General features: G+C 71.3%; 25 protein-coding genes. 9 read left to right on the forward strand and 16 right to left on the reverse strand.

Annotated features, from left to right (window positions below; translation table 11 throughout):
• The first annotated feature begins 102 nt into the window (after positions 1-102).
• From ABT340_RS02190 to ABT340_RS02200, 3 genes are all read left to right on the forward strand, one after another.
• Positions 103-3084, forward strand: coding sequence for a bifunctional [glutamine synthetase] adenylyltransferase/[glutamine synthetase]-adenylyl-L-tyrosine phosphorylase (locus tag ABT340_RS02190; protein WP_352009450.1), 2982 nt, complete (start codon positions 103-105; stop codon positions 3082-3084).
• 74 nt (positions 3085-3158) lie between these two features.
• Positions 3159-4247: a hypothetical protein gene (locus ABT340_RS02195; protein WP_352008800.1), complete on the forward strand. Its 1089-nt coding sequence runs from the start codon at positions 3159-3161 to the stop codon at positions 4245-4247.
• Between the two features lie 77 nt (positions 4248-4324).
• Positions 4325-5209, forward strand: coding sequence for a TIGR03620 family F420-dependent LLM class oxidoreductase (locus tag ABT340_RS02200; RefSeq protein ID WP_352008801.1), 885 nt, complete (start codon positions 4325-4327; stop codon positions 5207-5209).
• A gap of 16 nt (positions 5210-5225) precedes the next feature.
• Here the strand turns inward: ABT340_RS02200 and ABT340_RS02205 are convergent, their stop codons facing one another.
• Positions 5226-5837 (reverse strand): C40 family peptidase, encoded by a 612-nt coding sequence (locus ABT340_RS02205; RefSeq protein WP_352008802.1) that lies wholly within the window; start codon positions 5835-5837, stop codon positions 5226-5228.
• A gap of 101 nt (positions 5838-5938) precedes the next feature.
• A complete protein-coding gene (locus tag ABT340_RS02210) occupies positions 5939-6478 on the reverse strand; it encodes a Pycsar system effector family protein (protein WP_352008803.1) in 540 nt (179 codons plus the stop codon).
• Positions 6479-6844: 366 nt separating this feature from the next.
• Between ABT340_RS02210 and ABT340_RS02215 the strand changes: the two genes are divergently transcribed.
• Complete coding sequence (locus ABT340_RS02215) at positions 6845-7795, forward strand: N-acetylglucosamine kinase (RefSeq protein WP_352008804.1); 951 nt, start codon at positions 6845-6847, stop codon at positions 7793-7795.
• 91 nt (positions 7796-7886) lie between these two features.
• Here the strand turns inward: ABT340_RS02215 and glnA are convergent, their stop codons facing one another.
• Positions 7887-9311, reverse strand: coding sequence for a type I glutamate--ammonia ligase (gene glnA / locus ABT340_RS02220; protein WP_352008805.1), 1425 nt, complete (start codon positions 9309-9311; stop codon positions 7887-7889).
• A gap of 159 nt (positions 9312-9470) precedes the next feature.
• Positions 9471-10487, reverse strand: coding sequence for a hypothetical protein (locus ABT340_RS02225; protein ID WP_352008806.1), 1017 nt, complete (start codon positions 10485-10487; stop codon positions 9471-9473).
• 119 nt (positions 10488-10606) lie between these two features.
• On the opposite strand from ABT340_RS02225, the gene ABT340_RS02230 reads away from it, so the two are divergent.
• A complete protein-coding gene (locus ABT340_RS02230; RefSeq protein ID WP_352008807.1) occupies positions 10607-11071 on the forward strand; it encodes an RDD family protein in 465 nt (154 codons plus the stop codon).
• Between the two features lies 1 nt (position 11072).
• On the opposite strand, the gene ABT340_RS02235 is transcribed toward ABT340_RS02230, so the two are convergent.
• The 9 genes from ABT340_RS02235 to ABT340_RS02275 all read right to left on the reverse strand — a co-directional run bounded on the left by ABT340_RS02235 (position 11073) and on the right by ABT340_RS02275 (position 21226).
• Positions 11073-11870 carry a class I SAM-dependent methyltransferase gene (locus ABT340_RS02235; protein WP_352008808.1) on the reverse strand — a complete coding sequence of 266 codons (798 nt, stop codon included), beginning with the start codon at positions 11868-11870 and terminating at the stop codon, positions 11073-11075.
• Positions 11870-12550, reverse strand: a complete 681-nt coding sequence (locus tag ABT340_RS02240; RefSeq protein ID WP_352008809.1) for a DUF4191 domain-containing protein — start codon at positions 12548-12550, stop codon at positions 11870-11872. The genes ABT340_RS02235 and ABT340_RS02240 overlap by 1 nt, the downstream gene beginning before the upstream one ends.
• 106 nt (positions 12551-12656) lie before the next feature.
• Positions 12657-13586 (reverse strand): lipoyl synthase, encoded by a 930-nt coding sequence (gene lipA, locus ABT340_RS02245; RefSeq protein ID WP_352008810.1) that lies wholly within the window; start codon positions 13584-13586, stop codon positions 12657-12659.
• 545 nt (positions 13587-14131) lie between these two features.
• Entirely contained in the window at positions 14132-14809 is a 678-nt protein-coding gene (lipB, locus tag ABT340_RS02250; RefSeq protein ID WP_352008811.1) for a lipoyl(octanoyl) transferase LipB, read from the reverse strand.
• 28 nt (positions 14810-14837) lie between these two features.
• Positions 14838-15575 carry a Type 1 glutamine amidotransferase-like domain-containing protein gene (locus ABT340_RS02255; RefSeq protein ID WP_352008812.1) on the reverse strand — a complete coding sequence of 246 codons (738 nt, stop codon included), beginning with the start codon at positions 15573-15575 and terminating at the stop codon, positions 14838-14840.
• Positions 15576-15612: 37 nt separating this feature from the next.
• Positions 15613-16509, reverse strand: coding sequence for a TIGR01777 family oxidoreductase (locus ABT340_RS02260; RefSeq protein WP_352008813.1), 897 nt, complete (start codon positions 16507-16509; stop codon positions 15613-15615).
• A 136-nt stretch (positions 16510-16645) separates the two neighbouring features.
• Positions 16646-18106, reverse strand: coding sequence for a 2-oxoglutarate dehydrogenase, E2 component, dihydrolipoamide succinyltransferase (gene sucB, locus ABT340_RS02265; protein WP_352008814.1), 1461 nt, complete (start codon positions 18104-18106; stop codon positions 16646-16648).
• Between the two features lie 36 nt (positions 18107-18142).
• On the reverse strand, positions 18143-19522 hold the full coding sequence (gene lpdA / locus ABT340_RS02270) for a dihydrolipoyl dehydrogenase (protein WP_352008815.1): 1380 nt from the start codon (positions 19520-19522) through the stop codon (positions 18143-18145).
• A 210-nt stretch (positions 19523-19732) separates the two neighbouring features.
• Complete coding sequence (locus ABT340_RS02275) at positions 19733-21226, reverse strand: leucyl aminopeptidase (protein WP_352008816.1); 1494 nt, start codon at positions 21224-21226, stop codon at positions 19733-19735.
• Between the two features lie 138 nt (positions 21227-21364).
• Between ABT340_RS02275 and ABT340_RS02280 the strand changes: the two genes are divergently transcribed.
• The 3 genes from ABT340_RS02280 to ABT340_RS02290 are packed head-to-tail and all read left to right on the forward strand — an operon-like array spanning position 21365 to position 23693.
• Positions 21365-21700, forward strand: a complete 336-nt coding sequence (locus ABT340_RS02280; protein WP_352008817.1) for a GntR family transcriptional regulator — start codon at positions 21365-21367, stop codon at positions 21698-21700.
• Between the two features lie 50 nt (positions 21701-21750).
• Entirely contained in the window at positions 21751-22728 is a 978-nt protein-coding gene (locus tag ABT340_RS02285) for an SdpI family protein (RefSeq protein WP_352008818.1), read from the forward strand.
• A gap of 41 nt (positions 22729-22769) precedes the next feature.
• Positions 22770-23693 carry a CPBP family intramembrane glutamic endopeptidase gene (locus ABT340_RS02290; RefSeq protein ID WP_352008819.1) on the forward strand — a complete coding sequence of 308 codons (924 nt, stop codon included), beginning with the start codon at positions 22770-22772 and terminating at the stop codon, positions 23691-23693.
• 1 nt (position 23694) lies between these two features.
• On the opposite strand, the gene ABT340_RS02295 is transcribed toward ABT340_RS02290, so the two are convergent.
• Entirely contained in the window at positions 23695-24474 is a 780-nt protein-coding gene (locus tag ABT340_RS02295; RefSeq protein ID WP_352008820.1) for an adenosylcobinamide-GDP ribazoletransferase, read from the reverse strand.
• A gap of 29 nt (positions 24475-24503) precedes the next feature.
• Positions 24504-25541 carry a bifunctional adenosylcobinamide kinase/adenosylcobinamide-phosphate guanylyltransferase gene (locus ABT340_RS02300; RefSeq protein ID WP_352008821.1) on the reverse strand — a complete coding sequence of 346 codons (1038 nt, stop codon included), beginning with the start codon at positions 25539-25541 and terminating at the stop codon, positions 24504-24506.
• 122 nt (positions 25542-25663) lie between these two features.
• On the opposite strand from ABT340_RS02300, the gene ABT340_RS02305 reads away from it, so the two are divergent.
• A complete protein-coding gene (locus ABT340_RS02305) occupies positions 25664-25870 on the forward strand; it encodes a hypothetical protein (RefSeq protein WP_352008822.1) in 207 nt (68 codons plus the stop codon).
• A gap of 47 nt (positions 25871-25917) precedes the next feature.
• Here the strand turns inward: ABT340_RS02305 and ABT340_RS02310 are convergent, their stop codons facing one another.
• Entirely contained in the window at positions 25918-26916 is a 999-nt protein-coding gene (locus ABT340_RS02310) for an aldo/keto reductase family protein (protein WP_352008823.1), read from the reverse strand.
• Between the last annotated feature and the right edge of the window lie 27 nt (positions 26917-26943).

Here is a 26943-nt window from a genome sequence, read left to right on the forward strand (position 1 = left end):
TCGGCGCGGCCGTACCGGGCGGGGATGACGGGGCGGTGATCGGGGAAGGCCACACCCGTGCCCGGTGACCGTGGACGAGGGAGGGTGAGCGCCGTGCCCCGGATGGAGACGACCGCGGGACGGATGGCCAGGCTCGGTTTCGCCGACGCGGCCAGGGCGGACCGGCTGTTCGGCGAACTGGGCACGCGGGCGGCGCGCGAGGCGGGCCTGCTCGACCCGCTGCTCGACTCCCTCGTGGCGACCGCCGACCCCGACCTGGCGCTGACCTCGCTCAACCGGCTGGCCGAACGGGACGAGGAGGCCGTCGAGGCGCTCACCGCCGACCCCGTCCTGCGGGCGCGCCTGCTGGGCGTCTTCGGGGTCAGCGCCGCGCTCGGCGACCACGTGGTCAGGCACCCGGAACACCGGCACCTGCTGGACGGCGCGCGGGACCTGAGGCGTCCCGCCGCACCCGAACTCCGCGCCTGCCTGCTGCGGGCGGTCGGCGCCGACCCGGCGGACCCCGAACCCAGGGCGGCGGTCACCGGCACCGAGACCCTGGTCGCGCTGCGGGTTGCCTACCGGGCCCGCCTGCTGTGCCTGGCCGCCCGTGACGTCCTGGGCCAGGCCTCGCTCGCGGAGGTCGCCGCCGAGCTGTCCGACCTGGCGGGAGCCGCGCTTGAGGCGGCGCTGGCCGTGGCCCGGGCCGAACACGCCGACCCGGGAACCGTACGGCTCGCCGTCATCGGCATGGGCAAGTGCGGGGCGCGGGAGCTCAACTACATCAGCGACGTGGACGTCGTCTTCGTGGCCGAACCCCGCCAGGGCGCGGAGGAGACCGAGGCCATCCGGCTGGCCACCCGCCTGGCCCAGGGCATGATGCACGTCTGCTCGGCGGGCACCCCCGAGGGGGCGCTGTGGGAGGTGGACGCCGCGCTGCGTCCGGAGGGCAGGTCCGGGCCGCTGGTGCGCACCCTCGCCAGCCACCGCGCCTACTACCGCCGCTGGGCCAAGACGTGGGAGTTCCAGGCGCTGCTGAAGGCCCGCCCCGTCGCGGGAGACCTCGAACTGGGCGAGCAGTACGTCTCGATGACGAACGAGATGGTCTGGCAGGCGGCCACCAGGGACCGGTTCGTCGAGGACGTGCAGGCGATGCGCCGCAGGGTCGAGGCCCACGTGCGCGGTGACGAGGCGGATCGTCAGATCAAGCTCGGGCCCGGCGGGCTGCGCGACATCGAGTTCGCGGTGCAGCTGCTGCAGCTCGTCCACGGCCGCCTCGACCCGCTGCTGCGCCGCCGCGCCACGCTCCCCGCGCTGGCCGCGCTGTCCAGGGGAGGCTACGTCGGCAGGGACGACGCCAGGGCGCTGGCCGAGGCCTACACCTTCCTGCGCCGGGTCGAGCACCTGATCCAGCTCTACCGGCTGCGCCGTACCCACGTGGTGCCGGAGGGGGAGGGCGACCTGCGGCGGCTCGGGCGCGGGCTGGGCATGACCGTCGATCCGGTCGGGGAGTTCACCGTCCGGTGGCGGCGGCACGCGATGGAGGTCAGGCGCCTGCACGAGAAGCTGTTCTACCGGCCGTTGCTGCAGGCCGTGGCCCGGCTGCCCGAGTCGGAGGACCGGCTCTCGACCTCCGCGGCGCAGGCCCGTCTTGAGGCGCTCGGCTACGCGGACCCGGCCGGGGCGCTGCGCCACATCAGCGCGCTGACCAGCGGGGTCTCCCGGCGGGCCGCGATCCAGCGGACCCTGCTGCCGGTCATGCTCGGCTGGTTCGCCGACGCCCCCGACCCGGACGCGGGCCTGCTCGGCTTCCGCCAGGTCTCCGACAGGCTCGGCGCGACCCCGTGGTACCTGCGGCTGCTGCGCGACGAGACCGCCGTCGCCTCACGCCTGGCCAGGCTGCTGGGCACCAGCCGCTACGTGACGGGTCTGCTGCTGCACGCCCCGGAGGCGGTCGCGATGTTCGGCTCGGACGCCGACCTGGCCCCCCGGCCCCCGGAGGCGCTGCTGGCCGAGGCGCGGGCCACCGTCGGGCGCTACCCGGGTGAGGCGGAGAGCGCGGTCGCCGCCGCCCGCGGGCTGCGGCGCAGGGAACACGTCCGTACGGCCGCCGCCGACCTGTCGGGGCTCCTCGACGTGGAGCGGGTGGGGCAGGCGTTGTCGGCGCTGAACGACGTGACCGTCCAGGCCGCGCTCGACGCCGCGATCGGCAAGGTCGAGATGGAGCGGCGAACCCCGCTCCCCACCAGGTTCGCGGTGATCGCGATGGGCCGTCTCGGCGGCCTCGAATGTTCCTACGGCAGCGACGCCGACGTGATGTTCGTGCACTCGCCCCTGGAGGGGGCGGCGGAGCGGGAGGCGACGGAGGCGGCCTTCGCGGTCGCCAACGAGCTGCGCCGCCTGCTGGCGCTGCCCGCCCCCGACCCGCCGCTGCTCATCGACCCCGACCTGCGCCCCGAGGGCCGTCAGGGGCCGCTGGTGCGCACACTGGCCTCCTACGCCGCCTACTACGGGCGCTGGTCGTCCCCCTGGGAGTCCCAGGCGCTGCTGCGCGCCCGCCTCTCCGCCGGGGACGCCGCGCTCGGCGCGGAGTTCCTCGCCCTGGCCGACCCGGTGCGCTATCCGGCCGGGGGCATCCCCGACGCGGCGGTGCTGCAGATCCGCAAACTGAAGGCCAGGATGGAGGCGGAACGGCTGCCCCGGGGAGCCGATCCCGCCCTGCACACCAAACTGGGCAGGGGAGGCCTGTCGGACGTCGAGTGGGTCGCGCAGCTGCTGCAGCTGCGTCACGCGGGGCCGCTGCCGTCGCTGCGGACCACCCGGACCCTGGAGACGCTGCGCGCCGCGCTCGCCGAAGGGCTGCTCTCCGAGGCGGACGAGGCCGCGCTCGCCGGGGCCTGGCGGCTCGCCTCCCGCGTCCGGGACGCGATCATGCTGGTCAGGGGCAGGGCCGCGGACTCCATCCCGGTCGACGTCCGTGAACGCGCCCTCATCTCCCGCACCCTCGGCTATCCGCCCGACGACAGCGGGGACCTCGTCGAGGACTACCGCCGGGTCACCCGCCGCGCCCGTCTGGTCATGGAACGCGTGTTCTACGGCGAGTGAGCGTTTTACCGGTTTCCGGTGATGTTGTTGCGCCTCCAGGGACGGACGTGTATCAACGGTGCGGGTGATCTACTGTGATATCGGTATACGTTGACCTGGCCATCGGCCTGGTGCTGGCCTTCCTGCTGCTGTCGCTCCTGGTGAGCGGTGTCAACGAGGCCATCGTGAGACTGCTCGGCATCCGCAGCAAGTTCCTGTGGGCCTATCTTCGTGACACGCTCGACGGCGGGCGGGGCAAGGGCGTCTCGTGGATTCCGTCGAAGGTCCTCGACGTCTTCGCGCGGCTCCCCTTCTCCAGGCACGATCCGAGGCCCGTGCACGATCCCGAGCCCGCGCCGCCGGTGGTGGAGCCCGTGCCGGTCGATCCCGAGGTGGTGCTCGCCACGGAGGCGCCCGCGCCCGCGGTCGACATGACCAAGCGGCTCTACGAACGCCTGCAGGAGATCGACCGTCCCGAGGGTGCCAGGACCAGCATCGCCGACATCCCGCCAGAGCGGTTCGCCTGGGCGCTGCTCGAACTGGTCGCCGCGGAGAAGGAGGGCGTCGAGGGGCTGATCGCCAAGCTGGAGGCCGTACGCAGCCCGCTCGCCGGACACCTGAGGGGTGTCTGGGAGGGTGCCCAGCGCGACATGGGCAGGTTCCGCAAGGGCGTGGAGGACTGGTTCGACGGGGAGATGCAGCGGCTGTCGCGGCTCTACCGTCGTTACGTCAAGTGGGTGGTCTTCACCCTGGCCGTGGCGCTGACCCTGCTGTTCAGCATGGACTCGCTGGAGTACGGCAAGACCCTGCTGCGGGACAACGCCTACCGGGCCGCGGTCGCGGCCATCGCGGGCGGTGGGGAGAGCACGGCTGAGCTGAAGGACTCCCTGAGGGACAGGTGCGCCGTCGCGGGGTCCGTCGAGCCGTACTCCTGTGTGACCGAGGTCTTCAGCTCTCCGGCGCTGGTCAAGATCTTCGACCACGCGGTGATGAGCGTGACGATCCCCGCGGGCGACTCCGGCCCCTCCTTCACCTTCGACGCCGGCGCCTGGTGGAGCCGTCTGACCACGATCGGCCACTGGCCCGGTTATCTGATCACGGTGTTCGCCCTGCTGTTCGGAGCCTCCTTCTGGTGGGACATCCTGCGCAGGCTCACCGGCATCCGCGGCAGCCGTTCGAGTTGATAAATGGAGGGTGCCTCCGTATGGTTGGGTGAACCGGAGAGTGCCTCCGGTAAAAATCCTTCGGGGGAGCGCGACCCATGAGTGTGGATCTCGGGCGTATCGGCGTGTGGACCTTCGCCTTCGACGGCAGGCCCGCGACCGAGGTGCGGGAGGCCGTGGCCGAGCTGGACGAGCTGGGCTACGGCGCGATCTGGTTCGGTGAGGCCTTCGGCAGGGAGGCGCTCACCCAGGCGGCGCTGCTGCTCGGGGCGACCGGGCGGCTGGCCGTCGCCACCGGCATCGCCAACGTCTTCCTCCGGGACCCGATCGCCATGGCCGCGGCGGAGCGCACCCTCGCCGAGGCCTTCCCGGACCGCTTCCTGCTGGGCCTCGGCGGGCACCGCACCGTTGACCAGCCCGCCGGTCTCCTGCCGCACCACGGCCGTCCCGTGCCCACCATGCGGGCCTACCTGGACGCGATGGACCAGGTGCCCCTGCAGAGCCCGGCGCCGGCCGAGCCCTCGCCCCGCGCCCTGGCCGCCCTCGGCCCCGGGATGCTCAAACTCGCCGCCGAACGCACCCGAGGTGCCCACACCTACTTCGTGCCGGTCGAGCACACCGCCAGAGCCAGGCAGGTCATGGGGCCGGGAGCGCTGCTCGCGGTCGAGCAGACGGTCGTCCTCGACCGGCCCGAGCGCGCCCGCGAGATCGCCCGCGGCTTCGTCGCCGGGTACGGCCAGGCGCGCCACCAGGTCGAGAACCTCGAACGGCTCGGCTTCGGGGAGGACGACCTGGCCGGGGGCGGCAGTGACCGGCTGGTCGAGGCCCTGGTGGCGTGGGGGGACGCCGGGGACATCGCCGGACGGGTGCGTGAGCATCTCGACGCGGGCGCGGACCACGTCTGCGTCCAGGTCCTGTCGGCGGGGGAGGACCTGCCCGTCCGGCAGTGGCGCGAGCTGGCCCCGGCCCTGCTGGAGCTTTGAGCTTGAGCGAGCATTTCTACATATAGCGGAAATATCCGGCGAAATCCTTGACGGTGGTGATCGGGTCGATCCTGATCCTCGTCCCGGTTCGCAGCGCGTTGATCATCTTGCCGTCGCCGACGTAGACGCCCACGTGGTGGGTCTTCACCCGGTCACCGAGCCTGCCGTAGAACACCAGGTCACCGGGGCGCGCCGCGGAAGCGGGAATCCTGCTCAGCCGCCGGATGTGGTCGTCGGTGTTGCCGGGCCCGAGCACGTCCCCGCCGTAGGCGAGCGAGTAGACCCACCTGACGAGTCCCGAGCAGTCGAGCCCCCGCGTGGTCGTCGCCGGGCACGGCCTGATCGATCCCCGGTAGCCCGTACAGGTGCCGAAGGAGGGCCCGGGAACCTCGTCGTGGCCGCCGCCCCAGGAGTACGGGATCCGCCCACCCCGCCAGCCGGGCTGTTCCTGCCCGGCCTTGATCGCGTAGGCGATGGTGGTCACCCGCTTCAACAGGGCGGGCAGAACCGGCACCGACCCCCCGCAGACCAGCAGGGTCCCCATGAGCACGATCGCGAGCATCGGCCATCGTGGAGAGGCCCTCCGGCGTTCCCGCCCATCGCGGTCGTCAGGCTGCTTCCGGGGCATTCCGTTACGGTACCGCCACTTCTGTCCGAGTGATCCACCCGTTGAAGCCGTTGGCGCGACGCGTACGTCGGATGCATCTCTTTGGCAATCGGGCGAACCTGTCAGAAGGCGAGCTGGAGCACCGCGGAGCCGACCGTCGCCCCGACGGAGGCCAGCAGCAGCCAGAAGCCCCAGCGGATGAGCAGATACTTTCTCAGGACGATCACGCTGACCGCCCTGATCTGCTCGGCCAGTTCGATCAGGTCGCCGTCGGTACGGTCGCGCAACGCCTTGGCGATCTCCTCGGCGGAACGGTAGCGCCGGACGTCCCCGAAGTAGGTGATGCCGAGGGGTCGTCTGGTGATGCGCGGGTACACCGCTTTCGCCAGGCAGAACAGGGCGGCCAACGCGCACCCCGCCCCCGCCCACCACAGCCACTGCAGGGCCGTGTGCAGCCTCAGCGGTGACCAGTTCCCCGCGAGCAGGCCACCGGCGACCGCGCCGATGCCCACCCCCGCGACACCCAGCAGCACCTGTGCCTTGGCGTCGGCCCGGTTGAGCTCCTCACGGGCCTCGGCGAGCATCCGGCTGCCGTGCGCGCGCGCACGGGTCTCGGGATCGGACGGCACCGGCGTGGCCGTCCTGGTCATCCACCGGAACACCGTGTCCCCCTGATTGAGCGAACCCCGGCAACCGCCGCGAATACGGCGAAGCGCGCACGACAAGATCGCACTCTACGCGACACCCGGCGGCATGTGGCAGCGGAATCCGCGAGGCGTCGCGGGAACAGACGAACCGGCCGAGGCGGATGCCCTGGCCGGTGGAGAGCCGTGCGCATCAGGCTCGGACGGTCAGGCCGCCGCCCGGCAGGGGATCGGTTTCCCTCGACGCGACGACCTTCGGGAGCGGCGAAACGCCTCGGGCGAGCGGTTCGGTTCCGCCTGGATCCGACGGACTTTCACCTCGGGCGGACGTCGGTGAGAGTCGGTACCGCCCCAAGGTCGCGTCAAGCCCCAGGATGTCGAGCCATGGACCTGGTTCTCGGCATCGACGCGGGCGGCACGTCGTCCCGCTGTGCGGTTCGCACCCTCCATGGAGACCCCGTCGGCTACGGCCGCTCCGGGGGCGGCAACCCTACCGCGCACGGAGCGGCCGTAGCCCGCTCGAACCTCGCCTCGGCGGTGCGTCAGGCGCTGGGCGCCCACGATCCGGCGTCGGTGCGCGCGGCGGTCGCCGGTGTGGCCGGATCCTCCGCCTCTCCCGATGACCTGACCGAACTCTGGGCCGCGCTGGGACTCGGCGTCTCACCCCGCGTGGTGGGAGACGTCGAGATCGCCTTCAGCGCCGGAACCGCGGCCCCCTCGGGAACGGTGCTGATCTCAGGGACGGGGGCGATCGCCGCGCACCTCGCGGACCGGTCGGTCACGGCCGTCTCCGACGGCTACGGCTGGCTGCTCGGCGACACAGGCTCCGGCTTCTGGCTCGGTCGGCAGGCGGTCGGCAGCGTGCTCGACACCCTGCGCCACGGCGTGCCCCCGTACGGAACACTGGCGGAGACCGTGGTGGAACGGCTGCTGGGAGCCGTGGGGACACCACCCGGCCCCGATCGGGTGAACGAGGTGATACGGGCGGTCCACGCCCGCGCGCCCCTGGCACTCGCCGAGCTGGCGCCACTCGTCACCGCCGCGGCGCAAGCCGGGGACACCACCGCCACGAACCTGATCACGCGGGCGGCCGTCCACCTGGTCGAAACCGTCGCCAAGGTACGCGCGCCGGGGGACACCGGCCCGATCGTCCTGGCGGGCAGCCTGCTGACCGGAAACGGTCCGCTCGGCCACGCCGTACGGGACCGGCTGACCCGGCGCTGGAACGCCCCGGTGACGACGGCGGGCGACGCGGCGTGCGCCGCCGCGTGGCTGGCCGCCCGCGACCTGGTGCCCGACCCCGACGCCCTGCACGCCCGGATCATGCGGGCATGACACGTTCCTCCCCGCCGTGCGGGGAGGAACATCTGTGAAAGGCCGCCCGGCGACCTTAAACAGCAGCGTTTTCGCAGGTCATGGCACTTATCTACACATCGTAGTAAAGCTCGAACTCGTGGGGGTGGGGACGCAGGCGGATGGGGTCGATCTCGTTCTCACGCTTGTAGGAGATCCAGGTCTCGATCAGGTCCGGGGTGAACACACCGCCTTCGAGAAGGTAGTCGTGGTCGGCCTCCAGCGCGTCGAGCACCTCACTGAGCGAACCGGGAACCTGCGGAATGCTGCGGGCCTCCTCCGGAGGAAGCTCATAGAGGTCCTTGTCCACCGGCTCCACCGGCTCGATCTTGTTGCGGATGCCGTCGATCCCGGCCATGAGCTGCGCGGCGAAGGCGAAGTACGGGTTGCAGGACGGGTCGGGCACCCGGAACTCGATGCGCTTGGCCTTCGGGTTGGACCCCGTGATCGGGATGCGGATGCACGCCGAGCGGTTGCGCTGGGAGTAGACCAGGTTGACCGGAGCCTCGTAGCCGGGGACCAGACGGTGGTAGGAGTTCACCGTCGGGTTGGTGAAGGCCAGCAGCGACGGGGCGTGCCTGAGCAGGCCGCCGATGTAGTAACGGGCGGTGTCCGACAGGCCCGCGTAGCCGACCTCGTCGTAGAACAGCGGCGCGCCGTCCTTCCAGAGCGACTGGTGGCAGTGCATGCCGGAACCGTTGTCGCCGAAGATCGGCTTGGGCATGAAGGTGACGGTGTGGCCGTACTCGATGGCCGTGCTCTTGACGATGTACTTGTAGAGCATCATCGTGTCGGCGGCCTTGAGCAGCGTGTTGAACCGGAAGTCGATCTCGGCCTGCCCGGCGGTGCCGACCTCGTGGTGCTGCATCTCCACCGGGATGCCCGCCTCGATGAGGCGGCGCACCATCTCCGAACGCAGGTCGGTGAAGTGGTCCATCGGGGGGACCGGGAAGTAGCCGCCCTTGTAACGCGGCTTGTAGCCGAGGTTGCCGCCCTCCTGGGCCTTGCCGGTGTTCCAGGCGCCCTCGATGGAGTCGATGTGGTAGTAGCTGGCGTGCGCGCTGGTCTCGAAGCGGACGTCGTCGAAGATGTAGAACTCGGCCTCCGGGCCGAAGAAGACCGTGTCGGCGATGCCGGTCCCCTTGAGATACTCCTCCGCCTTGCGGGCGACGTTGCGCGGGTCGCGACTGTAGGCCTCACCCGTCAGCGGGTCGTGCACGAAGAAGTTGATGTTGAGCGTCTTGTGCCGGCGAAAGGGGTCGAGCACGGCCGTCGAGGGGTCGGGCAGCAACAGCATGTCCGACTCGTGGATGGCCTGGAAGCCGCGGATCGAGGAGCCGTCGAACATGAGGCCGTCGGTGAAGACGTTCGCCCCGAAGTTCTCCGTGGGGAATGTGAAGTGGTGAGTCGTCCCGGGCAGGTCCGTGAACCTGACATCGACGAACTGCACCCCCTCGTCCTTGATGAACTTGAGGACGTCGTCGGCGGAGTTGAACACGCGAACCTCCCAAGGGGGACGAGCTTTCAGCTCGAAAGTAGGCTTGAGCCGTTACCGCCCCGTGTCTCATTTGTTTCACCCGTGTTAAGGAGAATCGCCCCACGTTAGTCCTGGAATGCGGCCGTACCGGGCGGATGAACGCTTCCTTTGCCGGACTTTTCACGTGCGGGAGGCGAGCGTGCACTCCTCCTCGCGCGGCTCCCGGTCGAGCTCGTAGGGGTCGACCGGGGCGCCGGTGGCCTTGGAGAGCTCCTTGTCGGGGACGGAGTCCTCGTAGTACGGGTGGACGAAGCCGTCGTCGACGTCGCAGCGGGCACCCGTGACGGCCCCGCCGTTCCACTTGACGGGCCACACCACCAGCCGGCCGTTCTCCCGGTAGGCGATCACCTCGCCGACGCTGTGCACGATGATCCGCTCGCCCCGCCCGGTCTCCCCCGGCCGTCGTACGGCGTAGACGAACAGGTAGTTCACGGTGATCTTCGCCCCGGTGCGGCCATCCTCATGGAACGAGGCGTACTTCGTCCGCCCGTTGACCTTGATCACGTCGGTGGCCAGTTCGGCGGCCTTGGGAGCCAGGCTGGTGACCCAGTATCTGGTGTTGAAGTGACCCTTCTTCGGCTTCCTGTTGTCCAGGTCCTTCAGGAACCACTCGCGCTGCTCCGCAGGGAGGAGCCTCGCCAGCGCCGTCGGCCTGCCACCCGCGAGAGTCTTACGGTCGAGATGGGTCGCCGCGAGCATGTCCCGGGTGCTCTTCAAGGCGGTGGCGACGTCCTTGCGGCTCAGGCCGCCCGTCGCCCGGGCCTTCGGCGACGTCAGTCCCTTGACACCCTCGGCGTAGTCCTTGGCGGGAGACCCCTCGAACGGGGAGACCGGCTCGGGGGTGACGGGGACGGGCTCGGTCTCCTCGGGAACCGGGCCACCGTGGTCCTCCCGCACCTGAAGGAAACGGGCGGAGAGGGCCTCGCCCACCGGGGCGACCCACCCGGGCCGGTAGACGGCGACCAGCCCGGCGGCCACGACGAGGACGAACGCCGCGAGTAAGGTGATCCGCCGCCCGCGGCGACGCCTGTAACGCGGCAGGTGAGACCACGCCTTCTCCATCCTCCGCCGCTCCTTGCGCTCGATCTGCGAGGTCAGGGCCTCGAAGCGCCGGTTGATGTCGTCGTTGTCAGTCATTGGGGGTGCTCCGGGAGGGGAGGGCGAAAAAGATCATGACCATGATGTACCGATCGCATGGCCGATGCGGTCGTTTGGGGGAGTTCGAGGGCGACCACGGGGGCGGATACCGTTGAACCATGAACAGCAGGCAGCAGCCCCGTTGGACCCAGACCTGGCTCGGCGGCGTCAGATCCGCCGGAGTCGACCTGGGCTACCCGGGGGAAAGGCTCGGGCTGCCCCAGGAGGGCAGCGGATCGGTCGCCGGATTCGGGCGCAGGATCGGCGCCCTGGTGATCGACTGGCTGATCTGCACCTGGGCCATCACCCAGGGACTCCTGCGGATCGACCCGACCCACCAGAGCTGGGTTCCGGTCGCGGTGCTCGCCGCCGAATACCTCCTGCTCGCGGGCACCATGGGCATGACCTTCGGCATGCGCCTGACCGGCATCAGGATCGCCGCGCTCAACGGCGGGCGCGCCCCGTTCCCCTCGATCCTCGTGCGAACCGTGCTGCTGTGCCTGGCCGTACCCGCCCTGATCTGGGACCGCGACCAGCGGGGCCTGCACGACCGCGCCGCCGCGACCGTGGTCGTCCGTATGTGAGTTACGGCCGCACGCAGGTGAAGATGGCCGTCCCCGGCAGCAGACGGCCACGCAGCGGGCTCCAGCCTCCCCACTCACGCTCGTGACCGACCGGCCACTCCGGCTCGGTCAGCCCGCGCAGCACCAGGCCGGAGGCGACGATGTGCCCCACCCAGTCGGCCATCGTGCGGTGATGCTCGACGTAGGAGGCCTTCCCGTCCGCACCGACCTCCACGTACGGCGAGCGGTCGAAGTAGGACCGGTCGGAGGTCAGTCCGGCGGGGCCCGGATCGTCGGGGAAGGCCCAGCGGATCGGATGACTCACCGAGAAGACCAGGAGGCCCCCCGGACGCAGCACCCGGCGGACCTCGGACAGGACGGCACCGGGATCGGCCACGAACGGCAGGGCGCCGAAGGCCGAACAGGCGAGGTCGAACGACTCGCCGGCGAACGGCAGCGCCTCGGCGTCGGCCTGGACGACCGGCAGCCCGGAACCACTGTCCAGATCGATCCGGTGAGAGTGCTGAAGCTGCCGGAACGACAGGTCGAAGGCGACGACCCGCGCCCCCTGCCCGGTCAGCCACCGCCCGCACTGGCCCGCGCCACAGCCGATCTCCAGCACGTCCCTGCCCGCGACGTCGCCCAGCAGCCGGGCGTCGGCCTCGTCCAGACCCTCCGGGCACCAGACGAACCCGCAGTCACGCAGGAAACCGCCGTGCTCGGCCTGGTACTCGTCCGCGGCGCCGTCCCACCAGCCGCGGTTGGCCCGCGAGGTTTCCTCGGCGCCCACCCGGCGCCGGTCGATCCCCGCCACGTCCATCAGCGCATCTTGGGGCGGGGCATCTTCGCACCGCGCGGCAGCGGGCCCTTGGGCATCGGCAACGTCTGCGGCAGGGCCTTGAGCCTGTTGTTGACCTCGTAGACCGCGGGCTTCTTGAGGTTCCTCGGCAGCTTCATCAGGTGCCGCTGCAGCTTGGCGATGGGCACCTGACCCTCGCCGTCACCGGACTGGATGTCGTAGACGGGGACGTCCAGGGCGACACGCTGGACACGCTTCTTCTCCGCGACCAGCATCTTCTGCACCCGGGAACCCGGCCCCTCGGAGACGAGGATCACACCGGGAAAACCGACCACGCGGTGCACGATGTCCTGATCACGGTTGACCGCGACGGCGGGAGCGACCTCCCACGTGCCACGCATGCCCTGCAGGATCGCGGCGGCCGCGCCGGGCTGGCCGTGCAACATGGAGTACTGCGCGCGCTGGGCGAGCTGGCCGAAGACCACCAGGCCGACGGTCAGCGACAGCATCAATCCGATGAAGATCAGATACCAGATCGAGCCCGTGACCAGGCCGATCACGACGCACAGCGCGAACGTGCCGAGCGCTGACGCGTAGACGATCGGCATACCCTTCGGGTTCGCCTGCTTGATGATCCCCGCGATCATACGGAGCTGCTTGATGCGCCCCGGGCGCTCTTGGTCTTCGGGCTTCTTCGCCATGACTTGAGGATACAAATTCCGGGGTCAAGAAATGAAAACGTGACCTGCCGTCCCACGGGAGTCCCGATGACCGGGAACGATCACCGGGCCCCGCGGACGACGACGGTCAGGCGTACCTGCGGGCCTCGATGGCCTGCTGGTACAGACGGCCCGCCCGGTAGGAGGAGCGGACCAGCGGACCCGACATGACCCCGGCGAAGCCGATCTCCTCGGCCTCCTTCTGGAGCTCGACGAACTCCTGGGGCTTGACCCAGCGGTCCACCGGGTGGTGGCGGGGGGTCGGGCGGAGATACTGGGTGATGGTCAGCAGGTCACAACCGGCCTCGTGCAGGTCACGCATGGCCTGCACGACCTCCTCCCGCTCCTCGCCCATGCCGAGGATCAGGTTGGACTTGGTCACCAGACCGGCCTCACGACCCCTGGTGATCACTTCGAGGGAACGCTCGTAACGGAACGCAGGACGGATCCGCTTGAAGATCCGCGGCACGGTCTCGATGTTGTGCGCGAAGACCTCGGGCTTGGCGGAGAAGACCTCCTCAAGCTGCCCCCGGTCGCCGTTGAAGTCCGGCACCAGCAGCTCGACACCGCACCCCGGCAGCAGCGCGTGGATCTGCCGCGCGGTCTCGGCGTACAGCCAGGCACCGCCGTCCGGCAGGTCGTCACGGGCCACCCCGGTCACCGTGGCGTACCGCAGGCCCATCTGCTGAACCGACTCGGCCACCCTGCGAGGCTCGTCGGTGTCGTACTCGGCGGGTTTGCCGGTGTCGATCTGGCAGAAGTCACAGCGCCGGGTGCACTGGTCGCCACCGATCAGGAAGGTGGCCTCCCGGTCCTCCCAGCACTCGTAGATGTTGGGACAGCCTGCCTCCTCGCAAACCGTGTGCAGCCCCTCGCGTTTCACCAGTGACTTGAGCTCGGTGTATTCCGGCCCGGTCTTCAGCCGGGTCTTGATCCACGGGGGCTTACGCTCGATGGGGGTCTGGCTGTTGCGCACCTCCAGGCGGAGGAGCTTTCGGCCTTCAGGAGCAACGGTCACATCGTTCAGCTTATGTCCAGCGGGAAGGAGGCCGCGCGCGGGGTTGGGTCCCTGTCCCTTTGCTCCGCCTGGCGGCGTCGCGGGCTTGGGCGCCTTTGAGTCGGTGCTTTCCCTCGTCTCTTCGTCGCTTCGCTCCTGCGTTCCTCGGTCCAAGCACCGACGCGCCCAAGCCGGGTCTCTTTGCTCCGCCTTCGGCGTCGCGGGCTTGGGCGCCCTGGGTCGGTGCTTTCCCTCGTCTCTTCGTCGCTTCGCTCCTGCGTTCCTCGGTCCAAGCACCGACGCGCCCAAGCCGGGTCTCTTTGCTCCGCCTGGCGGCGTCGCGGGCTCGGGCGCTTTCGGGTCGGTGTCTTCCCTCGTCTCTTCGTCGCTTCGCTCCTGCGTTCCTCGGTCCAAGCACCGACGCGCCCAAGCCGGGCACTCTTCGCGCACGGCACCGGTAAGGCACAAGCCGATGCTCCTCGTGGAAAGCGGGAGGAGACGGTTCTCATGCTTGGTGGGGAAGGCTCGGGCGAACCCCTGGGGGCGGCGTTGAGGGTCCCGGGGGATCAGCGGCGGAAGAGGTCTTCCTCCGGGAGGTCGAAGGCCTGGGCGCCCAGGGCTTCCACCAGGCGTTTCTCGGCGTACGGCGTGACCTCGTCGACCACGATCCTGCGGCCCGTCTCCGCTGACAGCGAGGAGACCCCGGCGTCGCTGATGCCGCACGGGACGATGCGGTTGTACCAGCTCGGGTCGTTGGAGCAGTTGAGCGCGAAGCCGTGCATCGTCACCCCCCGGGTGACGCGGATGCCGATCGCGCCGAGCTGGCGGTCGGGGAGGCCGTGGGAGGGGTCTCCGGCGACCCAGACGCCGCTGCGCCCCCCGACCCGCCCCGCCTGCACGCCGAAGTCGGCGCAGACCCGGATGAGGGTCTCCTCCAGCAGTCCCATGTATGCGGTGACGTCCAGCCGGTCACCGAGCTTGATGATCGGATAACCGACGAGCTGGCCTGGACCGTGCCAGGTGATGCGGCCTCCCCGGTCGACGTCGATGACCGGGGTGCCGTCCGTCGGCCGCTCGTGCGCGGCGGTGCGCTTGCCGGCCGTGTAGACCGGAGCGTGTTCGAGGAGAAGACAGGTGTCGGGAATCTCGTCGGCCACGCGCCGGGCGTGAATGCGCCGCTGAAGATCCCAAGCCTGCTCATAGGGGAAGTCAACGCCAAGACGAACGATCGCCAGCTCAGTCACGCTTAAAGAGTAGTTGACCCGCTCATGCTCAAGTCGTGAGAAGCCGAGGCTCGATGCGGAACTCCTTGACCCCGCCCTGCCCGTCGTGCTCGATCCGGTAGGCGTAACCCTTCGGGTCGACGCTCACGGCCTGGATGAACTCGGTGCCGACGTAGTGCAGCGCCACCCCCTCGTCAGCGGCGTAACCACCGGGCAGCTCACCGGAGGCGACCGACTCGTGCAGCAGCGCACGACGCTGCGGCTCGGAGTTGTAGTGCACGCCGCACGAGTACGGCAGCAGCCCGAGGCCGTCGGCCCACACCCGCAGCTCGGGCCCGAAGGAGTCGGTGTTGCCGCCCACGTGCCAGCACAGCGCCCCCGCGCTCTGCCCGGCCAGCACCACACCCGCCCGCCACGCCTCCTCGAAGGCCTCGTCGAGGCCGTGCAGCCGCCACAGCGCCGCGAGGTTGGCAACGCTGCCGCCGCTGACGTAGATGACGTCCTGGCTCAGCATCCACTCGCGCGGATCGTCGACGTTGGGCATCGGGAAGACGGTCAGGTGGCTGATCTCGACGTCCCAGGCCCGGAACGCGCCGTACATGCTCAGCAACCACTGGGAGTCGTCACCCGTCGCGGTGGCGAGCAGACCGAGTCTTGGGCGGTCCTGGCCGGTCAGGTCGAGGGCGTACCGCAGCAGGGCGCTCGCCTCAATGACCCCTTGCCGTCGTGAGGCGCGGAAGGAACCGCCCCCGATGGCGAGGATGTGAGACTGCCCGGACCTGCCCATAGGTGATCTCCCAGCTGATGTGGTGGAAACAGGGACCCTAGAGTACGGCGGACAGTGCGTCGCCGAGACGGATATGCCGGAACGTGTGCCCCACCTCGGTCAGGCGCCGGGGGATCACCCGCTGCCCGGTGAGCACCCCCTCCTCGGCGAACCCGCCGACGACGGCACGCAGCGCGAACCCCGGTACGGCCAGCGGCATGGCGGGCCGCCGTACGGCCTGGGCGAGCGTCTTGGTGAACTCCGCGTTGGTGACCGGGTGCGGCGCGGTCAGGTTCACCGGCCCGGAGAGGCCGGGGTCGCGCATGACGCGCAGCACGGCCCCGACCCAGTCGTCGGCCGTGATCCACGACCAGTACTGGCGGCCGGACCCGAGCGGCGCGCCCAGCCCCATCTTGAAGATCGGCAGGATCCTGGGCAGCATGCCGCCCTCGCGGCTCAGCACCAGGCCGGTGCGCAGCAGCGCGACCCGGATACCCGCCTGCCGCGCGGGTTCGGTCTCCGCCTCCCAGGGCACGACCACCTCCCGGGCCAGGAACCCCTCGCCAGGCGGGGACGTCTCGTCGACCTCCCTGTCTCCGGTGTCGCCGTAGAAACCGATCGCGGAACCGGAGAGTAACGCCTCGGGCCTGGCGTCCACCCTGGTCAGCGCGTTGACCAGGGTCCTGGTGCCCTCGATGCGGCTGCGGGCGATCTCACGCTTGACGTCGGCGTTCCACCGCCGGTCGCCGATGCCCGCCCCGGCCAGGTGCACCACGGCCCGCGCCCCGTCGACGGCCGCCGGGTCCAGGATCCCCTTCGCCGGGTTCCAGAACGCCTCATCAGGCCCGTGAGGCTCACGCCGTACCAGTCGGACCACCCGCGCGCCCTCGGCCCGCAGGGCCTCGGTCAGGGCCGAGCCGAGCAGGCCGGAGGAGCCGGTCACGATGATCGTCATGTCGTTCAATCTAAACAACCTCCCCCGGGGTTTTCGGGAACCGGGCGGTCCGCGGACGCAGATGTCTCTCCGGAGGAGGAAAAAGGCCGGGCCGGCCCGCGAGAACGCGGACCGGCCCGGAAACGCGAAGCGGAGGCTAGACGTTGAGGCCCAGCTGGTTCTCGAAGCGGCCCTCCTCAAGACGACGCTTGATCGTCGTCAGGAAGCGGGCGGCGTCGGCGCCGTCGACCAGGCGGTGGTCGTAGCTGAGCGCGAGGTACACCATCGAGCGGACGGCGATGACCTCGCCCTCGGGGGTGTCCAGGACGACGGGCCGCTTGACGACCGCGCCGGTGCCCAGCATGCCGACCTGCGGCTGGTTGAGGATCGGCGTGTCGAACAGCGCGCCACGGCTGCCGGTGTTGGTCAGCGTGAACGTGCCGCCGCCGAGCTCGTCGGGGCTCACCTTGTTGGTGCGGGTGCGCTCGGCCAGGTCGGCGATCTTACGGGCGAGGCCGGCGATGTTGAGGTCGCCCGCGTCCTTGATCACCGGGACGATCAGGCCGCGCTCGGTGTCCGTCGCGAAGGCCAGGTGCTCGGCGTCGAAGTAGGTGACCTCGTTGGTCTCGCTGTTGATCGTGGCGTTGAGCTTGGGGTGCTGCTTGAGCGCCTCGATCGTGGCCAGCGCGAAGAACGGCATGAACGAGAGCTTGACGCCCTCGCGCCGCTGGAACTCCGCCTTCGCGCGGTCGCGCAGCTGGGCGACCTTGGTGACGTCGACCTCGACCACGGTGGTGAGCTGGGCCGAGACCTGCAGCGACTCGACCATGCGCTTGGCGATGGTCTGCCGCAGCCGCGACATCTTCTCGGTACGGCCACGCAGCGTGGTGTCCACCGCGACCGGCTCGGGGGCCGGGGCGGCGGCGGGCGCCTGAGCGGGGGCGGCGGCCTGCGGGGCGGGGGCCTGCGGGGCCGGAGCGGCCTGGGCCTGGGCCGCGGCGGCGCGCTCACGCTGGCTGCGGGCCGCCTCAAGCACGTCCTGCTTGCGGATGCGACCGCCGACACCGGTGCCGGTCAGCGTCTCCAGGTCGACGTTGTGCTCGCCGGCGAGCTTGCGGACCAGCGGGGTGACGTACGGGCTCTCACCGGAGACCGGCTCGGCGGCAGGGGCGGGAGCCTGCGGAGCCGGAGCAGCCTGCGGAGCAGGAGCGGGGGCAGGCGCGGGAGCCGGGGCCGGGGCGGGAGCCGGGGCCGCGACAGGCGCGGGCTGCGGGATCGAGGAGATCGGCTGAGCCGGGGCGGGCGCCGGAGCGGGCTCGGGCTCGGGGGCCGGGGCGGGAGCCGGGGCGGGCGCCTCGGTCTGCACGGCGCCCTCGGTGGCGTTCTCGTCGATGATCGCCAGCTCGGCGCCGACCTCGACGGTCTCGTCCTCGCCGACAACGATCTTGGTGAGGATGCCCGCGGCCGGGGAGGGGATCTCGGTGTCGACCTTGTCGGTCGAGACCTCCAGGAGCGGCTCGTCGGCCTCGACGCGCTCGCCCTCCTTCTTCAGCCAGCGGGTGACGGTGCCCTCGGTTACGCTCTCGCCGAGCTGGGGCATCTGTACGGACTTCGGCATGATGACTTCTCTCGTGTTCCGAGTGAGGGCTTCGAACTAGCTGTGAACGTGCAGAGGCTTGCCGGCCAGGGCCAGCATCGCCTCACCGACGGCTTCGGACTGGGTCGGATGCGCGTGGATGAGCTGCGCGACCTCGGCGGGCAGCGCCTCCCAGTTGTAGATCAGCTGACCCTCGGTCACGAGCTCGCCTATACGGCGGCCGACCATGTGCACGCCGAGAACGGGCCCGTCCTTCTCCGAGATGATCTTGACGGCGCCCTGCGTCTGCAGGATCTGGCTCTTGGGGTTGCCCGCGAGGTCGTAGGTGAACTCGACGATCTCGTGACCCCGCTCCCTGGCCTGGGCGGAGGTGATGCCGACCGAGGCGACCTCGGGGTCGGAGTAGGTGATCCTGGGGACACCGGCGTAGTCGATCGGCACCGGGTTGAGCCCGGCGATGTGCTCGGCGACCAGGATGCCCTCGGCGAAGCCCGCGTGGGCCAGCTGCAGGGTGGGGATCAGGTCTCCGACGGCGTAGACGCCGGGGACACTGGTCTGGCAGTACTCGTTCACCACGACGGTGCCCCGCTCGACGGCGACGCCCGCCTCCTCGAAGCCCATGCCCGTCACGACGGCGCCACGGCCGACGGCGACGAGCAGGAGCTCGGCCTCAAGGGTCTTGCCGTTGGCGAGGGTGACGACGACACCGGTGTCGGTGGTCTTGACACCTTCGAAGAAGACGCCGAGCTCCTGCTTGATGCCCCTGCGGCGGAAGGCGCGCTCCAGCAGCTTGGAGCTGGACTCCTCCTCAAGGGGAAGCAGGTGCGGCAGGCCCTCGACGATCGTCACCTCGGCGCCGAAGGAACGCCAGACGCTGGCGAACTCGACGCCGATGACGCCACCGCCAAGGACGATCACCGAGGCGGGCACCCGGTCGAGCTTGAGCGCGTGCTCGCTGGTGATGATCCGCTCACCGTCGATCTCAAGGCCGGGCAGCGACCTGGGCGCGGAGCCCGTCGCCAGCACGACGTTGCGGCCCTCGTAGACGTCGGAGCCGACGGCGATCCGGTTCGGGCCGACCAGGCGGCCCTCACCCTCGACGATCGTGATGCCCTTGCTCTTCAGCAGGCCCTGCACGCCCTTCCAGGCACGCGTGACGATCTTGTCCTTGAAGGCGTGGACCGCGGGCACGTCGATGCCCTCGAAGCGGGCCTTGACGCCGTAGGTCTCGCTCTCCCGCGTCTCGTCGGCCACCTCCGCCGAGTGCAGGAGGGCCTTGGTGGGGATGCAACCCCGGTGCAGGCACGTGCCGCCGATCTTGTCCTTCTCGATGAGGACGACCGTCTTGCCAAGCTCGGCCGCCCGCAGAGCGCAGGCGTACCCACCGCTACCGCCCCCCAGGACGACGATGTCGTACGGGCCGCTGCCATCAGCCACAGGAAAGCTCCTTGTCGGATCGAAATACCTTCTCGCGGTCGCGCCCGCTCCGTGTCCCGGGGGCCGCGGACACCCGTCGGTGTCCGCGGCCGTGTCCCGGGGCGCTCGGTTCGCCGCCGTGCCGCTGCCCGCCCCTGGCTCTGCCGCCCGTGGCCTGGCCTCGGCAACCGCATCTTTTCATCTGTCTGTGCCGCTCGTGACCCGCACGGGTCAGCCCGCGTAACGCTCCGCGAGGCCGACGAGGGTGCGGGTGATCGCACCGGTGCCGCCCTTGGGGGTGTAGCCGTGCGCCTCGCCCTTGTTGAAGGCGGGGCCCGCCATGTCGATGTGGGCCCAGCGGACGCCGTCGGGCACGAACTCCCGCAGGAAGATCGCCGCGGTCAGCATGCCGCCCCAGCGCTCGGGGTGCAGGTTGGCGATGTCGGCCACGGGGGAGTCGAGACCCTTGCGGAGTTCCTCGGGCAGGGGCATGCCCCAGGCGCCCTCGCCCTGCTCGCCCGCGACCTCGACGACCTCCTCGCGCAGCGCGTCGTCGTTGGACATGACCCCGGAGGTGCGCCAGCCGAGCGCGACGAGCTGCGCGCCGGTGAGGGTGGCGACGTCCACGATCACGTCGGGGGAGTCCTGCGCGGCCCTGGCGATGCCGTCGATCAGCACCAGGCGGCCCTCGGCGTCGGTGTCGAGCACCTCGACGGTCTTGCCCGCGAAGCTGGTGAACACGTCGGAGGGGCGCTGGGCGGTGCCGCTGGGCATGTTCTCCGCCAGGCAGAGGTAGCCGACGGCGTTGACCTTGAGGCCCAGCTTGGCGATGGCGACGAGCGCGCCGAAGACCGCGCCCGCGCCGCCCATGTCTGACTTCATCCAGTCCATCGAGGCCGACGGCTTGAGCGACAGGCCGCCGGAGTCGAAGGTGATGCCCTTGCCGACGAACGCGACCGTCTTGGCGGCCTCGGGGTGGCTGTAGGCGAGGCGGACCAGGCGGGGCGGGTTGGCCGAGCCCTGGCCGACGGCCACGATGCCGCCGTAGCCGCCCTCCTTGAGGGCCTTCTCGTCCAGCACCTCGACCGAGAGGCCTGCCGCGGAGCCGGTCTGCTCGGCGATCTCGGCGAAGCGGGCGGGCCACAGGTCGGAGGGCGGGGTGTTGACCAGGTCGCGCACGAGAGAGACCGACTCCGAGACGGTGACGGCCCGCTCGACCGCCGCCTGGGCGTCCTCGGCGCCGCTCAGCACGGTCAGCTCCCCGACCGGGGCGGGCTGCTCGCCGTTGGTGCGGTACTTGGTGAAGGAGTAGGCGCCGAGCAGGCCGCCCAGCGCGAGAGCTCCGACCTGCCGGGCGTCCGCCGCGGGCAGGGCGAGCGCGACGCGGGCCGTGCCCGCCAGGGCGCGTACGGCCACGCCGGCCGTACGGCGCAGCGCCTCGGCGTCGTAGCCCGCACCGTCGGCGGGGGCGTCGCCGAGGCCGACGACCACCAGGAGCGGGGCGGCCAGCGCGCCGAAGGTCGGAACCTTGGCGACCTCGCCGGATCTGCCCTTGACGCCTATGGCGTCGAGTGTCGCGGCCAGCTTGCCGTTCAGCGCATCGTCCAGTCCCTCGGCGCCGGGGGCGAGACGGGGGCCGTCCTCACCGGAGTGGACGCCGACGACCAGCGCATCGGTTTCGAACGAGACGACGTTGTCAGTTGAATTCACCCGCACAGTGGTCACGCGCCCGATGCTAGCCGTGCTTGCGCCGTACGCATAAACGAGGGTTCGTCCTATGAATTGACTGGACGGCGATGAAGCTACTCGAATTAGCACCATTCGGGCGATGGTGCTAGTGTCGCTATCACTATGTTGCTCTCTTTGGATCTCAACGATCCGCGACCGCTGCACGACCAGGTCGCGGGGGCGGTCCGCCGCGCCATCGCGGATGGCTCCTACCGGCCGGGCGATCGGCTGCCGCCCGCCCGGGATCTGGCGGACGCGCTGGGCATCAACGCCAACACCGTGCTGCGCGCGCTGCGCGACCTGCGGGACGAGGGGCTGCTGGAGTTCCGCAGGGGCCGGGGGGTCAGCGTGCTCAGCAGGCCGGACGCCAGGGCCGTGCTGGCGGAGGCGGCGCGCGAACTGCTCGCCGAGGCCGACCGGTACGGCTACGGCCCCGAGGAAGTGATCCACATCATCAGGGAGCTGACATGACCCCTCGCGCCACGGCTCCCGACCCGCTCGTCTCTACGGAAGGAGGCGCGATGACCTCCAAGGGCCGCGCCGCCCTCGCCCTCGGCTGGGGCACCCTCGTCACCGCCGCCGTCGCCGGCGTCCCGCTCGCCCTGCGGGACCGTCTGCCCGACCCGCTCGCCACCCACTGGAGCGGCGCGGGCACCCCGGACGGGCACCTCTCCTTCACCGCCTCCCTGTGGGCGGGCCTGGCCCTGTGGGGGGTCGCCTGGGTCGTCCTGACCGCCCTCGCCCTGTGGGGACCGGCGCTCGACACCCGCCTCGGGCGTGCGAGCTGGTCGGGCTTCCTGTTCGGCTGGGCCGTGCTGGCCGTCGGCGTGCAGGTCTCGACCGTCGCCGCCAACCTCGACGTCGCCGACTGGCGTCAGGCCGGGTTGCCCCCCTGGCAGGTGGCCGTGGTCGTCTTCGCCGCGCTCGCGGCCGGCGTGCTGGCGGGGGCGCTGGGCAGGGGCGGTCCCGACCCGCGCCGTGACCCGGACGCCCTGCCGGCCGTGCGACTGCGTCCTGGGCGGCGCTCGGTCTGGGTGAGCCGCGCGAGCAACGGCTGGCTGGTCGGGCTTTCCCTGGTGGCCCTGGCCGGAGCCCTGGTCTGCGCGGGGCTCGCCGTGATCGGGCTGCTGTCCGGGCCCGGCCTGGTCGCCCTGGCCGGGCTGTCCGTGGCGGCGCTGCTCGGGCTGGCCACCTGCTCGACCCGTGTCCGGGTCGACGAGAACGGCCTGCGCGTCGGCCTCGGCCCGTTCGGCGGCCTCGCGCGCCGTACGCCCATCGACAGGATCGAGTCCGCCTGGGTCGAGACGCGCAGCCCGGCCGAGGTCGGCGGCTGGGGGATACGGGGCCTGCCCGGCACGGGCCGGGTCACGTTCATGCTGCGCGGCGGCGAGTGCCTGGTCATCCGGCGCGTCACCGGGGGCGAGTTCGCGGTCTCCGTCGACGACGCGAGCCACGGCGCCGCCCTGCTGAACGCCTACGTCGCCGAAGCCGCCCACTGACTCGCGGGACACGTCCGCGAACCCTCCAAGGAAGTGGTGTCATGCCCCGTCGTTCCACGGATCTGTGGTTGTTCCTGATCGTCACGTTCGGCCTGTCCTGGCTTTTCGCCCTGCCGGTCTGGCTGACCGGTTCCCCGCTCGGCTCCCCGTCGCTGGTGGTGACGGCCGCCGTGATGATGTTCACCCCCACGCTCGGCGTCCTGGCCGTCCGGACGTACGGCAGGCGCCGGGGCGAGCCGGGCACCACCTGGCGTGAGTGGGCGGGGCGCACCGGCCTGACGCTGGGGGAGCGGCGGGGCCGTACGGCGGCTCTCTTCGCGCTGGCCTGGTTCGGCGTGCCGCTGCTCGTGGTCGTGGTGATCGCGCTCAGCGCCGCCCTGGGGCTGTTCGGTCTCGATCTCGACGGGTTCAGCCTGTTCAGGCAGAGCCTGGAGCAGGCTGCCCCGGGACGGCTCCTGCCGTCGTCGCCGGAGGCGCTGGTCGCCGTCCAGATCGCGCTCGCGGTCTTCCTCGCGCCGCTGGTCAACGTCATTCCGGCCTTCGGCGAGGAGTGGGGCTGGCGGGGGTGGCTGCTGCCGAGGCTGATGCCGCTGGGCACCTGGCGGGCGATCCTGGTCTCCGGGGTGATCTGGGGGGCCTGGCACGCCCCGCTCACCCTGCGCGGCTACAACTACCCGGAACTCGGCGCCTGGGCGGCCCCCTTCTTCGTGGTGTTCTGCGTCGCCTTCGGCGCCCTGCTCGGCTGGCTGCGCCTTCGCTCGGGCAGCGTCTGGCCCGCCGCCGTCGGCCACGGCGCCCTGAACGCCTCCGGAACCCTGATCCTGCTGGTCGCCGACGCGGCGCACCCGCCGAACCTGGTCGTCGCCGGGATCACCGGCCTGGTGGGTTCGGCGCTGGTGGCCGTGCTCTCGCTCCTGCTGTTCACCCGCGCCCCGGTGCGGCCCGCCGTACCGGCGCCGAACTGAGTCAGCCGCCCGTCGCGCACACCACGAGCGCCGCGGCGGTCGCGGTCTCGACGAGCGCGCCGAGCACGTCCCCGGTGACGCCGCCGAGCCGTCGTACGGCCCGCCGCCGCAGGGCCCAGGCCGCCAGCAGGCCCACCAGGACGGCGAGGACGGCTCGCGGACCGGCCAGGGCGGCTCCCAGGAGCGTCAGCGCCGTCACCGCGAGCGCGGGGCCGGGCCGTACGGTGCCGGCCACCAGGCTGCCGAGTCCGCCGGGGCGGGCGGCGGGCACCCCGGAACGGCAGGCCCAGGTGAGGGCGAGTCTGCCCGTGGCGCACGCGGTCACCAGCGCGGCGGGGCCCGTTCCCGAGGCCGTCACCTGCGCCAGGGCCGTCACCTGGATCAGCAGGGTGAGGACCAGCGTCACCACACCGAACGGCCCGATGTCGGATTTTTTCATGATGTCGAGCGCCTGTTCGGCGGGTTTGGCGCTGCCCAGCCCGTCGGCCAGGTCGGCCAGCCCGTCCAGGTGCAGGCCCCGGGTGAGCAGCGCCAGGGCCGCGACGGCCAGCGCCGAGGCGAGCGGGGGAGCCAGGCCGAGCCACACCGCCACGGCGAGCACGGCCGCGCAGGCACCGCCGAGCAGCGCCCCGGCGAAGGGGGCGACCGTCATCGCGACGCCCCCGGCCCGGCGGTCGACGACCCCGATCCCGGCGGGCAGGACGCTCAGCGTCCCGGCCGCCAGGCGCAGGCCGTCGGCGAACGTCGAGGGCCGCCCCTCCGGCGGCGGGTCACCGGGCACGGTCGTCGGTCCTCATCAGGCGGTCCTCATCAGACGGGCAGGGGCATCGGGCGGCCCGCGACGACCAGGGCGACGTCCTCGGACTCGGCGGCCAGCCGCCGGTTCAGCGCGCCGAGGGCGTCGCGGAACATCCGGCCGCTCGCCGTCGCGGGCACCACGCCGAGCCCGACCTCGTCGGAGACCGCGACCACCCGGCGGCGGACCCGCCGCCAGGCCTCGACCAGCTCGTCGAAGCGGGCCTCGACCGCGGGAAGGCCGTGATCACCGGACCAGGCCCCGCACTCGTCGAAGACCGCGGCGACCCAGGTCCCGAGCCCGTCGACGAGCAGCGGAACCGGTGAGTCACGCAGCAGCCCGGCCAGGTCGGTGCTCTCGACCGTCTCCCAGCGGGCGGGCCTGCGTTCCCGGTGCGCCCTGACCCGGTGGGCCCACTCGTCGTCCCCGTCGCCGCTCGGGCCGGTCGCCACGTAGCGGACCTCGGGTTCGGCCGCCAGCCTCAGCTCCGCCTCGGCCGACTTGCCCGAGCGGGACCCGCCGAGCAACAGCGTCCGCCGGGGAGGCGCGCAGGGGGCGGGCGCGGGCTCGTCCAGGTCGAGGACCGTCCCGTCGGGTACGGTCCGCACGCCCCACAGCGCGGTCCGCCTGGCCAGCTCCGCCTCGGAGGGCACCCGGTGGTCCAGGTGCGCGGCGACCACGTGGGTCGCGTCGGTGACCAGGCCCCGGCGGCGCAGGCCGCCGAGCAGCTCGGGCCGGTCGAGCACGTCGACCAGCACCAGGTCGCACGCCCGCCCGGCGGGACCGTCCAAGGACCGGACGTGGGGCGGGACGGCGTACAGGACGCGGTGGCCGCCGGGGCAGGTGAGCAGCAGGCCGCCCGGGTCGGCGAAGACCCGGTGCCCCGCCGGGAGGGGGCCGCCGGACAGATCGTGCGGGAGCCGTACCGCTCCGTCGAGGACGATCTCGGCGGGGCGCCGGTCGCCGGGGGAGAGGCGGGAACACGAGGCGCATCCGCATCCGGGAACCGGCCATCCCTCGGCGCCCGCCGTACCGGAGAACAGGACCTTCACGGGCCCAGCGTACGGCCAACCCCCGGGGCGGCCTCGGGCGATGTAGGGTTCGCTGAGCCGCCGGAAAGACGTCGGGAAGACACCGGAAGGCACAGCCGGACCTCTGAGAAGGAGCGCGTGGCATGACGTGGCACTGGCGTTACGAAGACGCGAACGGCGGCGAGGTGACCGAGGGGGTCACGCCGTCCGACGCGTTCCCCAGCCAGGCGGACGCGGAGTCGTGGCTCGGCGAGAGCTGGCGTGAGCTGCTCGACGCGGGTGTCGAGAGCGTCACGCTCCTTGAGGACGGCCGGGTCGAGTACGCGAACATGTCGCTGCGCCCCGAGTGAGCCGTGCTCTCCCGTGGCTCCTGCCGGGGCCACGGGAGAGGGGTGAGCTAGGGGCGCTTCTGCGGGCTCACGGTCTTGGCCGGGTCGCGTTCGGCCACGGCGCCGATGATCTCGTCGATCCTGGTGAGCACGTCCTCACCCAGCTTGACCCCGGAGGCCCCGACGTTGTCGCGGACCTGCTCGGGCCTGGTCGCGCCGACGATCGCCGAGGACACGTTCGGGTTCTGCAGCACCCACGCGACCGCGAGCTGGGCCATGGTCAGGCCGAGGTCGGAGGCGATCGGCTTGAGCTGCTGGACCCGGGTGAGCAGGTCGTCGTCCATCATCCGGGAGATGAAGCCGCCTCCGGTGGGGTCGGTGGCCCTGGATCCGGCGGGCGGGGGCTGACCCGGGAGATACTTGCCGGTGAGCACGCCCTGGGCGATCGGGGACCAGACGACCTGGCCGAGGCCCTCCTTCTCGCACAGCGGCACGACCTCGGCCTCGATGACCCGCCACAGCATCGAGTACTGCGGCTGGTTGGAGACCAGGCGGTCGAAGCCCATGTCGTCGGCGATCCGCAGCGCCGCGGCGATCTGGTCCGCGGTCCACTCGCTGACGCCGACGTAGAGGACCTTGCCCTGCCGTACGAGGTCGTCGAAGGTCTTGAGGGTCTCTTCGAGCGGAGTCTCGTAGTCGAACCGGTGGGCCTGGTAGAGGTCCACGTAGTCGGTCTGCAGGCGGCGCAGCGAGCCGTGGATCGACTCGGTGATGTGCTTGCGCGACAGGCCGCGGTCGTTGGGGCCGCTTCCGGTCGGCCAGTAGACCTTGGTGAAGATCTCCAGGGACTCGCGGCGCACACCCTTCAGCGCCCGGCCGAGCACCTCCTCTGCCTTGGTGCCCGCGTAGACGTCCGCGGTGTCGAAGGTGGTGATCCCCTCATCGAGGGCCGCCTGCACGCACTCCTTGGCGGCGTCCTCCTCGACCTGGGAGCCATGGGTGATCCAGTTGCCGTAGCTGATCTCACTGACCTTGAGGCCGCTACGGCCGAGGTGACGGAATTCCATGCCCTGACCCTAGTAGGCGTCATAGAA

It is taken from the genome of Streptosporangium sp. NPDC000239 (genome assembly GCF_040300765.1).
Taxonomy (GTDB): domain Bacteria; phylum Actinomycetota; class Actinomycetes; order Streptosporangiales; family Streptosporangiaceae; genus Streptosporangium.